Consider the following 10212-nt stretch of genomic DNA (forward strand, 5'->3'; position numbering starts at 1 on the left):
GACGTGAAGGCGCTGTCATCTCTGCTGCGCCGGGCCCTGCGCGCGCCCTGATCGTCAGCGCACGGCTGCGGCTGCGTCCTCGCCCGGACCATTGATGGTTCCGACCGGGGTTTTCGCCGCATTGACCTGTTCGCGGAAACCTTCGACCTGGTTGGGCATGATCGGGCCGATATGCTTGTATCGGATGATGCCGTTCGCATCGACGATGAAGGTCTCCGGCACGCCGTAGACGCCCCATTCGATCGCCGAGCGTCCGCTCTCGTCCACGCCGACCCTGTCGAACGGATTGCCCAGCGCGCCGAGGAAGCGCCGGGCGTTTTCCGGGCGATCCTTGTAGTTGATGCCGAGCACCCGGACTTCCGGATCATCGGCCAGATCCATCAGCACGGGATGTTCGTCGCGACAGGGTACGCACCAGGAGGCCCAGACATTGACGATGTTCACCTGCGCCGCGCCATCGGGCGAAAGCGGCAGATCCTCCCGCGCGAAGCCGGGTACCTGCTCGCCGGCGCGGCGCAGATTCTCCAGCGGCGGCAGTGTGAATTCCGGCGCCGGGCGGTTGAGCATGACGGAGGGAACCCGCGAGGGGTCTTCACCGAACAGGCGCACGAAGAAGACGCCGGACACGCCGAGCAGGATCACGACCGGGAGTATGTGGATGAAGCGGATGCGCGGCTTGGGCGGAAGAACCTTCTCCGCTTCGGTCCCGCTGGTCGGCTGATTGACGCTGTCGTCGCTCATCGGCGGGAACTCCGTTTGGGCTGACGCGCCTCGAGCTCGGCCAGAGCGCGTTTCTGCAGGCGCTGGTCGATCAAGAGATAGAGCCCCAGACCGCCGATGACGACGACGAAGGCTGCGTAGGAAGCGATGATGAACGGGGCGTACTGATCGAACATGATGTTTTCGCGAAAGCCTCAGGCTGCGATGCGGCTGTCGAGCCGCTCGGCTTCGAGAATGTTGAGTGTGCGGATGCGCCGGCGCATGAGTTCCGTGCGCATGGCATAGGCATGCATGGTGATGGCCAGGAGCGCGAAAGCGACGCCCATAACGAGCAGCGGATAGAGCATGGCGGGGTAGATGGTCGGCCCGTCGAGACGGAAGACGGAAGCCGGCTGATGCAGGGTGTTCCACCAATCGACCGAGAAGCGGATAATCGGCAGGTTGAGCGCGCCGACCAGCGTGAGGATCGCAACCGCCCGCGCGGCGCGGCCCGGATCGTCGATGGCGCGCCAGAGCGCCATGATCCCGGCATAGACGAGGAAGAGCACGAGCACGGAGGTCAGTCGAGCATCCCAGACCCAGTAGGTGCCCCACATCGGCTTGCCCCACAAAGCCCCGGTGATCAGGCAGACCAGCGTGAAGGCTGCGCCCAGAGGCGCGGCGGCCTTCTGCGAGACGTCGGCGAGCGGATGGCGCCAGACGAGGGTGCCGATCGCCGAGATGCTCATCACCGTATAGAGGAACAGCGCCATCCAGGCCGACGGTACGTGGATATACATGATGCGGATGGTCTCGCCCTGCTGGTAATCGGGCGGGGCCATGAAGAAGCTCATATACATCCCGATGGCGAAGACGAGCACAGTCGCGCCGGCGAACCATGGCAGAAGCCGGCCCGACCAGCGCATGAAGAAACCGGGATTGGCGAGTTTCGTCCACATGATGCGCTACCCTCAGAATGCGCTACCCATAGACGCGTGCGCACCGTGCTGCAATCCAAACCCGACCGGTTACGAGGTCGCACGCGACCTGTGCATGCGATTTGCCGCCGACGATTGCGCGCGCATGCGGCTTTTTTTCGGCGCCGGGCTCTGCTAAGAGCCTGCGCAAGCCGCCGGCGCGTCGCGCGTCGGCTCGTCGTCGCTCTTGTGATCGAACGGTTTCGGATATGCAAGCTTTCACGGTTCTAACCGGCGTCGCGGCGCCGCTTCGGGTGATCAATATCGACACCGACATGATCATTCCCAAGCAGTATCTGAAGACCATCAAGCGCACAGGCCTTGGCAAGGGATTGTTCGCGGAGGCCCGCTTCAATCCGGATGGCAGTGAAATTCCCGATTTCGTGCTCAACCAGCCGGCTTATCGCGATGCGCAGATCCTCGTTGCGGGCGACAATTTCGGCTGCGGCTCCTCGCGCGAGCACGCGCCCTGGGCGCTGCTCGATTTCGGCATCCGTTGCGTGATCTCCACGAGCTTCGCCGATATCTTCTATAACAATTGCTTCAAGAACGGCATCCTTCCAATCGTGGTGAAGCCTGAAGAGCTGGAAATGCTCTTCGAGGATGCAGAGCGCGGCAGCAACGCCACGGTCACGGTGGACCTCGAATCGCAGGAGATTCGCGGCCCCGACGGCGGCGTCATCCGTTTCGAGATCGACCCGTTCCGCAAGCATTGCCTGCTCAACGGGCTCGACGATATCGGTCTGACGCTGGAGAAGGGTGCGGCGATCGACGCCTACGAGAACAAGCTTGGCGAGCGCCCCTGGCTTTGAGTCGGGGCGGCGCTTAAAGCCGCCCGGGCGCATTCCGGGCAGATCATGCCTGCTTGACAGGCCGCGCCGGCTTTGCCACTTCCCGTGCGTTTTTTCACAATCAGCGAGGAGTCGCGATGAGCCGCGCATTCGTATTCCCCGGACAGGGCAGTCAGATTGTCGGCATGGGCAAGGCGCTCGCCGATACTTTCGCGCCGGCCCATGCGGTGTTCGAGGAGGTCGATGCCGCGCTCGGGCAGAAGCTCTCGCAGATCATCTTCGCAGGCCCCGTCGAGGAGCTCACGCTGACGGCGAACACGCAGCCGGCGCTGATGGCGGTCTCGCTCGCGACCATGCGGGTGCTCGAGGCTGAGGCCGGGCTCGATCTGAAGCAGCATGCGCGCTTCGTCGCCGGTCATTCGCTGGGTGAGTATTCCGCGCTGGCCGCTGCCGGGGCGCTCTCGATTGCGGATACGGCGCGGCTCCTGCGAATTCGCGGCGATGCGATGCAGAAGGCCGTGCCGGTCGGCGAGGGCGCCATGGCGGCTTTGCTCGGGCTCGAATTCGAGCAGGCCGCAGCAATCGCTCGCGACGCCGCGCAGGGAGAGGTCTGCGATCCCGCCAACGACAATGGCGGCGGGCAGGTCGTCGTCTCCGGCACGAAGGCCGCCGTCGAACGCGCCGTGGCGCTGGCGACGGAGCGCGGCGCGAAACGCGCGGTGATGCTCCCGGTTTCCGCCCCCTTCCATTGCGCCCTGATGGCGCCGGCTGCCGATGCGATGCGCGCCGCTCTGGCTGATGCCACCATCAACGCACCCGTCGTGCCCGTCATCGCCAATGTCGCAGCCGGGCCGGTCAGCGATCCGGAGGCGATCCGCGATGCGCTGGTGCGGCAGGTGACCGGCACCGTGCGCTGGCGCGAAAGCGTGGCTTTCATGGCCGATCAGGGCGTGACGCAGTTCTTCGAGATCGGTGCCGGCAAGGTGCTGACGGGGCTTGCGAAGCGCATCGCCCCCGGCGCGACAGGGCAGGCGGTCGGTACGCCCGACGATATCGAGAAGGTCGGGCAGGCGCTGTAAGCCGTCGACCGCGAGCAAAAGGATGTTTCAACCATGTTCGATCTGACCGGCAAGAAAGCCCTCGTCACCGGTGCAACCGGCGGGCTCGGCGGTGCCATCGCGCGCATGTTGCATGCGCGAGGCGCCGATGTGGCGATCTCGGGCACCCGCCAGGACGCCCTCGACGCGCTGGTCGGTGAACTAGGCGAGCGCGTGCATCCGCTGATCGCCAATCTGGGTGACATGGAGGCCGTCGAGGGCCTCGTCCCCGCCGCCGAGACGGCGATGGGCGGGCTCGATATCCTCGTCAACAATGCCGGCATCACCCGCGACGGCTTGTTCATGCGCATGAAGGACGAGGATTGGGACACGGTGCTCGCCGTCAATCTCACCGCCGCCTTCCGGCTTTCCCGTGCCGCCGTCAAGGGCATGATGCGCCGCCGCTCCGGGCGGATCGTCAATATCGGCTCCGTGGTGGGAACGACCGGCAATCCCGGTCAGGGCAATTACGCGGCCTCCAAGGCCGGACTGATCGGCATGTCGAAGGCGCTCGCGCAGGAAGTGGCGAGCCGGGGCATCACCGTGAACACGGTTGCGCCGGGCTTCATCGCATCGCCCATGACCGATGCGCTCAACGACAAGCAGCGCGAGACGATTCTCGCCAATGTTCCCGCCGGGCGTCTCGGTGTGGGCGAGGATGTTGCATCCGCCGTACTTTATCTCGTCAGCGACGAAGCTGCCTACGTGACCGGGCAGACGCTGCACGTGAACGGCGGAATGGCAATGATCTGAAGAGGTTATAAGCCTCTGGATAACCTGCGAAGAGGCGTACGCGGCTCTCGCATCCGGGACGGCGACGTGATAATCCTGTCTCAACCTGTAGCTGGGGGGCTTGACCCGGGAGCGAAATAAGGCTTTTGCACCACACGCGAGCCGATCGTTCACGATGAGCCTCGGCCAGGCCCTTTTAACCGGAAGCCCCTCGATCCCGAGCGGGCGTTAGCGACGAGTGATACGAGGAACCAACGATGAGTGACATCGCTGAGCGCGTGAAGAAGATCGTTGTCGAGCACCTTGGTGTAGAAGCCGACAAGGTGACGGACAATGCCAACTTCATCGATGACCTCGGCGCCGACAGCCTCGACACCGTCGAGCTCGTGATGGCGTTCGAGGAAGAGTTCAACGTCGAGATCCCGGATGACGCCGCTGAGACCATCGTCACGGTCGGCGACGCCATCAAGTTTCTCGAGAAGAATTCCGGCTAAGTGCCGTAACCGGCGGGATCGCCCGATCCCGCCGTCTTCATGCATGAACGGGTTGGTATGATGCGTCGTGTCGTCGTCACCGGTCTTGGCATGGTCTCACCCCTCGCCTGTGGCGTGGAAGAGACGTGGCAGAGGCTGCTTCAGGGGCGCAGTGGCGCTGCGCGGATCCAGAATTTTGAGACATCGGATCTTCCGTGCAAGATTGCCTGTCAGATCCCGCGCGGCGATGGCTCCGGTGGAACCTTCAATCCTGATCAGTGGATGGATCCGAAGGACCAGCGTCGGGTCGACGAGTTCATCGTCTACGCCATGGCGGCGGCCCGTCAGGCGCTCGACGATGCCGGCTGGCATCCGACCAGCTATGACGACCAGGCCGAAAGCGGCGTTCTGATCGGCTCGGGTATTGGCGGCATAGAGGGTATTGCGGAAGCCTCGCTGACATTGCGCGACCGCGGGCCGCGCAAGATCTCGCCCTTCTTCATCCCCGGGCGCCTGATCAACCTCGCCTCTGGTTACGTCTCCATTGAATTCGGCCTCAAGGGGCCCAATCATTCCGTCGTCACCGCCTGTTCGACCGGGGCGCATGCCATCGGCGATGCGGCGCGTCTGGTCGCGCTCGGGGATGCCGAGGTGATGGTCGCTGGCGGAACGGAATCGCCGGTGAATCGCCTCTCGGTGGCGGGCTTCGCCGCATGCCGTGCACTCTCCACCGGCTTTAACGACGATCCGGAACGTGCTTCGCGCCCTTATGACAAGGATCGTGACGGGTTCGTCATGGGCGAGGGGGCCGGCATCGTGGTGCTTGAGGAATACGAGCACGCGAAGGCGCGCGGCGCGAAGATTTACGGCGAACTCATCGGTTACGGCCTATCAGGCGACGCCTACCACATCACCTCGCCGGCGGAAGACGGTGACGGCGCCTACCGCTGCATGCGCGCTGCGCTCAAACGCGCCGGCATCCAGGCCAGCGACCTCGACTACATCAATGCGCACGGAACCTCCACGCCGCTCGGTGACGAACTGGAGCTGAAAGCGGTGGAACGGCTCGTCGGTAACAATGTCGAGGGTCTCGCCATGTCCTCGACGAAATCCGCCGTCGGGCATCTGCTTGGCGCCGCCGGTGCGGTGGAGGCCATCTTCTCATTGCTCGCCATGCGCGACAACCTCGTCCCACCGACCCTCAATCTCGACAACCCCTCCGTCGAGACGGCCATTGATCTCGCGCCGAAGCAGGCGAAGCCCAAGCAGATCGACATCGCCCTTTCGAACAGCTTCGGCTTCGGCGGCACCAATGCCTCGCTGATATTCAAGCGCGTTGCATGAGCCTGGCGTATCCGTGATCGGCTGCGGGAGAGCTGCCGACGTTGCGGTGTCGCGCATTTGCGCCGCGTCCTTGCCTGTCGCTCTGGCGACTCGCTTGTCATGAGGGCAGCGCTGACGTAACTTCGCCACAGATTTGCATTGTAGTGTGTCGCAATTCGGCGGCTGCGCAGGTGACCCCGGCCGGATGCTGATAAATTCGAAGAGCCCCTGTTGAACCATGTTTTCAAGACGCCCCTCGAAAGACGATGCTGCGTCCGACCAGCAACATGATCTGACCGGTCAGGAGGCACGGCGTGTCGCCCCGCGCAGCCCCGGTGAGGCGATCAAGCCGGCCATTGCACCGCCACCACCGCCACGTATCCGGCGCCCGCGTGGCGGCTTGCTGTCGACCCTGAGCGGGTTGTTCAGTTTCTTCGCCCTGATCTGCATGATCGCGGTGATCGGTCTGGTGCTGGTCGCGCGTCAGGCGGCTGCGCCGGGGCCGCTTGATCAGGATCAGGTGGTCGTGATTCCGCGCAATACGGGCACGGCTGGCATCGCCGATATCCTTGCGCGCGAAGGTGTGATCGACCAGCCGCTATTGTTTCAGATCGCCACCGTGATCAGCGGTCAACGCGGCAATCTCAAGGCGGGTGAGTTCGCGTTTCGCGCCAATACCAGCATGAACGAGGCGATGGAGATCATGGCGCAGGGCCGCTCGCTGCTGCATTCGGTCACCATTCCGGAGGGGCTGACCAGCTATCAGATCGTGAATCTGCTGAACGAGAACGAGATTCTCGACGACAAGATCACCGAGGTGCCGGAAGAAGGCTCTCTCATGCCCGATACCTATCGCTTCGAGCGTGGCACCAGCCGCAGGCAGATCATCCAGGCGATGCAGCGTGCGCAGACGCGTGAACTGGCGCGGATCTGGGAGCGTCGCGCGGATGATCTTCCGCTCGAAACCGCGGAAGAACTCGTCATTCTCGCCTCGATCGTCGAAAAGGAAACGGGACGGGCCGATGAGCGCCCGCGCGTTGCCGGTGTCTTCATCAACCGGCTCAATCAGGGTATGCGCCTGCAATCCGATCCCACCATCGTCTATGGTCTGGTCGGCGGCGAGGGCACGCTCGGACGCGGCATCCGGCGCAGTGAAATCCAGGCGGAGACGCCTTACAACACCTATGTCATCAGCGGGCTGCCACCCGGCCCGATTGCCAATCCGGGGCGCGCGGCGATGGAGGCAGTCGCCAATCCCTCGCGTACGGATGAGCTGTTCTTCGTCGCCGATGGCACTGGCGGACACACTTTCTCGCGCACCTATGATCAGCACCGCCGCGCCGTCACCCGCTGGCGCGAAATCGAGAACGAGCGTCGCGAGCAGCAGATCGATCGGGTCGATGAGACGGAAGAGGCGCTGGACCAACAGGGCAATCTCGAATCTCGACCCCGGCCTGCAAGCCCGGTCAGCGTCGACGATCCTGCCTTTGCCAATGTGCGTGATCCGGGACGCGTCGGCCTGTCGGTCGACGTCAGCGAGGGAACGCCGCTCGATCCGTTGGCCTTTACCGGATTTGATCTCAACGCACCGCAGACCGTTCCGGAACTTCCGCCGCCGCCCGGGGAAGAAGGGGCGATTTCGGACAGCACTTCGCCGGATACGACGCCGGTCACCATCCTGCCACCGCCGCGCCCTGCAACCTTGTGATAGCGAGAGCTGTCAGGCCGTCATCTCCCGCATTTTCTCAGACCGCCTGCAACTGGCTCTCACTTGCCGCGCGCATATGCGGCTCCGTCGTGCTGCGCAGATGGTATTGCAATTCCCCGTCCCGTTCCCCGGGAACAATCCGCACGATCTCGAACACTCTCTCCAGCTGATCGGGATGGACGCGCACGATATTCGAACGATCCGCGATCATGTGGACCTGTTGGCCGATACTGAATTTGCCGTCATGCATGGCTGAATGCCTCCCATTGAGAAAACAACGCTTGCGCTGCATGATCGGTTCCGCGCGACGGGCGTATCAGCGACGGATCAGGGTGCCGGCGCCGTGATCGGTGAAGAGCTCCAGCAGCGTCGCGTGCGGCACCTTGCCGTCGAGGATGACGACGCCCTCCACGCCCTGTTCGAGCGCATAAATGCAGGTCTCGATCTTGGGGATCATGCCGCCTGTAATCGTACCATCGGCGATGAGATGGCGGCACTGGTCGATGGTGAGCTCCGGGATCAGGTTCTTGTCCTTGTCGAGTACGCCCGGGACGTCTGTCAGAAGCAGCAGGCGCTTGGCATGCATCGCGCCGGAAATGGCGCCGGCGAAGGTATCGGCATTGACGTTGTAGGTCTGGCTGTCATGGCCCACCGCGACGGGCGCGAGAACCGGGATCAGCTCCGATTTGAGCACGGCATCGAGGATGCCGCGATTGACCTGCTCGGGCTCGCCGACGAAGCCGAGATCGACGATTTCCTCGATCTTTGAATCGGGATCGATCACGGTCCGGGAGATCTTCTTCGCCCGTACCATGTTGCCGTCCTTGCCGCACATTCCGATGGCGCGCCCGCCCTGGCCGGAGATCCAGCCGACGATCTGCTTGTTGATGGAGCCGGCGAGTACCATTTCAACGATCTCGACGGTGGCCTCGTCAGTCACCCGCAGACCGGCCCGGAATTCCGACTTGATCCCGAGCTTTTCCAGCATGCGCCCGATCTGCGGCCCGCCACCGTGCACGACGATGGGTTTCAGCCCGGACTGCTCCAGCAGCACCACATCCTCGGCGAAGTCCTTAGCGGCATCCTTGTCGCCCATGGCGTGCCCGCCATACTTGATGACCACGACTTCCTCGTCATAGCGCTGCATGTGCGGCAGGGCCTGGACGAGGATTTCGGCGCGGGTATGGGCGCTGGGATTGTCTTCGCTCATGATCTTTTCTCGACTCATACGTCCATGCGTGCGGCGTCGCGTTCTTATGTCGCGCGCTTTTAGAGCAGTTTGGCGCCGGGCGAAAGCCGCATCCTTGCGTGATCGGGTTGTTTCGACGCCCGGGTCAGGGGCGCCGAAGCGCCGCGATCGCAACCAGCACCCAGCCGGCCATCAGGGTGATGCCGCCGACCGGTGCCACGAAGGGCGCGATCCTGATCGCATAGATCGCGCGCAGGGCGAGATCCCCGCAAAACAGCACCGCACCGATGATCAGCACATAGCCGGCAATTCCGGCAGTCGTTGCATTGATTGCCACCCCGTGTGCGATCAGCGCGGCGAGGCCGATCAGCGCGATCGCGTGGAAGAGCAGGAAATTGGCCGCGATCATGGCGTTGTCGCCGCCCAGGACATGCGTGCTCGCGGCGGCGAGCATGATGCCGCACAGGCCGGAAAGGCCCGCAAAGAGGGTGAAGAGGCGGGTCGTGGTCATTGCGGTATCTCCTCGTTACGCTCATGCAGCAATTGCGCGATGGCCGCGCGCAGTTCAACCACACCCGTTTTCTCGCGGCTCGATGTCACGATGATCTCGGGAAAAGCGGCAGGCCGTCTGGCGATGGCTTCCTGTGTCTTCGTGACGATGTCTGCGAGCTCGCCCTTCTTCGGCTCATCCGATTTTGTCAGAATGATCTGGTAGGACACCGCCGCCGTGTCCAGCATGTCGAGCACCTCGGTATCCAGTTTCTTGAGGCCATGGCGCGAATCGATCAGCACATAGACGCGCGCGAGATTGGCCCGCCCGCGCAGGTAGTCGTGGATCAGCTGTGTCCAGGATTTCACCTTCTCCTTGCTGACGGCGGCATAGCCGTAGCCGGGCATGTCGACAAGGGTGCAGAAGCCGCCGAGATCAAAGAAGTTCAGCTGCTGGGTGCGCCCCGGCGTATGTGATGTCCGCGCCAGCGTCTTGCGACCGGTGAGTGCATTGACGAGGCTCGACTTGCCGACATTCGAGCGCCCGGCAAAGGCGATCTCCAGCTTGTGCATCGGGGGCAGGTGGTCGGTGCCGCTCGCCGCCGTGCTGAATTGGGATTCGCGGGCAAAGAGCTTGCGCCCGGCCTCCACGAAGTCCGGGCCCGATGGGGTGTCTTCGCTCTGGTGCTGGTCACCTTCGTGCTCGCGCATGTCGCTCTCCCGGGGCAGGACCC

General features: G+C 63.6%; 13 protein-coding genes. 6 read left to right on the forward strand and 7 right to left on the reverse strand.

Annotation, left to right across the window (positions count from 1 at the left end; all coding sequences use genetic code 11):
• Positions 1-54: 54 nt before the first annotated feature.
• The 3 genes from VKP01_RS14380 to VKP01_RS14390 are packed head-to-tail and all read right to left on the reverse strand — an operon-like array spanning position 55 to position 1658.
• A complete protein-coding gene (locus tag VKP01_RS14380) occupies positions 55-741 on the reverse strand; it encodes a DsbE family thiol:disulfide interchange protein (RefSeq protein WP_324413454.1) in 687 nt (228 codons plus the stop codon).
• The gene (gene ccmD / locus VKP01_RS14385) at positions 738-896 is read right to left on the reverse strand and encodes a heme exporter protein CcmD (RefSeq protein ID WP_324413456.1); all 159 of its coding nucleotides are present in this window, start codon (positions 894-896) and stop codon (positions 738-740) included. The genes VKP01_RS14380 and ccmD overlap by 4 nt, the downstream gene beginning before the upstream one ends.
• Positions 897-914: 18 nt before the next feature.
• Positions 915-1658, reverse strand: coding sequence for a heme ABC transporter permease (locus VKP01_RS14390; RefSeq protein WP_324413457.1), 744 nt, complete (start codon positions 1656-1658; stop codon positions 915-917).
• 227 nt (positions 1659-1885) lie between these two features.
• Here VKP01_RS14390 and leuD point away from each other — a divergent pair, with 227 nt between their 5' ends.
• The 6 genes from leuD (at position 1886) to mltG (ending at position 7800) form a co-directional block, all read left to right on the forward strand.
• Positions 1886-2488, forward strand: a complete 603-nt coding sequence (gene leuD / locus VKP01_RS14395; RefSeq protein ID WP_324413459.1) for a 3-isopropylmalate dehydratase small subunit — start codon at positions 1886-1888, stop codon at positions 2486-2488.
• Between the two features lie 116 nt (positions 2489-2604).
• Entirely contained in the window at positions 2605-3546 is a 942-nt protein-coding gene (gene fabD / locus VKP01_RS14400; protein WP_324413461.1) for an ACP S-malonyltransferase, read from the forward strand.
• A 33-nt stretch (positions 3547-3579) separates the two neighbouring features.
• Positions 3580-4317 carry a 3-oxoacyl-[acyl-carrier-protein] reductase gene (gene fabG / locus VKP01_RS14405; RefSeq protein WP_324413464.1) on the forward strand — a complete coding sequence of 246 codons (738 nt, stop codon included), beginning with the start codon at positions 3580-3582 and terminating at the stop codon, positions 4315-4317.
• A gap of 236 nt (positions 4318-4553) precedes the next feature.
• Positions 4554-4790 (forward strand): acyl carrier protein, encoded by a 237-nt coding sequence (locus VKP01_RS14410; RefSeq protein WP_074444734.1) that lies wholly within the window; start codon positions 4554-4556, stop codon positions 4788-4790.
• Between the two features lie 60 nt (positions 4791-4850).
• A complete protein-coding gene (gene fabF, locus VKP01_RS14415; RefSeq protein WP_324413473.1) occupies positions 4851-6113 on the forward strand; it encodes a beta-ketoacyl-ACP synthase II in 1263 nt (420 codons plus the stop codon).
• Positions 6114-6330: 217 nt separating this feature from the next.
• On the forward strand, positions 6331-7800 hold the full coding sequence (gene mltG / locus VKP01_RS14420) for an endolytic transglycosylase MltG (protein WP_324413466.1): 1470 nt from the start codon (positions 6331-6333) through the stop codon (positions 7798-7800).
• A gap of 37 nt (positions 7801-7837) precedes the next feature.
• On the opposite strand, the gene VKP01_RS14425 is transcribed toward mltG, so the two are convergent.
• The 4 genes from VKP01_RS14425 to yihA form a co-directional block, all read right to left on the reverse strand.
• Positions 7838-8050, reverse strand: a complete 213-nt coding sequence (locus tag VKP01_RS14425; protein WP_324413468.1) for a hypothetical protein — start codon at positions 8048-8050, stop codon at positions 7838-7840.
• Between the two features lie 66 nt (positions 8051-8116).
• Positions 8117-9010: an acetylglutamate kinase gene (gene argB, locus VKP01_RS14430; RefSeq protein WP_414706584.1), complete on the reverse strand. Its 894-nt coding sequence runs from the start codon at positions 9008-9010 to the stop codon at positions 8117-8119.
• Between the two features lie 124 nt (positions 9011-9134).
• Positions 9135-9500, reverse strand: coding sequence for a DUF423 domain-containing protein (locus VKP01_RS14435; protein WP_324413471.1), 366 nt, complete (start codon positions 9498-9500; stop codon positions 9135-9137).
• Positions 9497-10189, reverse strand: a complete 693-nt coding sequence (gene yihA, locus VKP01_RS14440) for a ribosome biogenesis GTP-binding protein YihA/YsxC (protein ID WP_324413475.1) — start codon at positions 10187-10189, stop codon at positions 9497-9499. The genes VKP01_RS14435 and yihA overlap by 4 nt, the downstream gene beginning before the upstream one ends.
• Positions 10190-10212: the final 23 nt, after the last annotated feature.

The organism is Saliniramus sp., assembly GCF_035311605.1.
In the GTDB taxonomy this organism is placed as follows: domain Bacteria; phylum Pseudomonadota; class Alphaproteobacteria; order Rhizobiales; family Beijerinckiaceae; genus Saliniramus.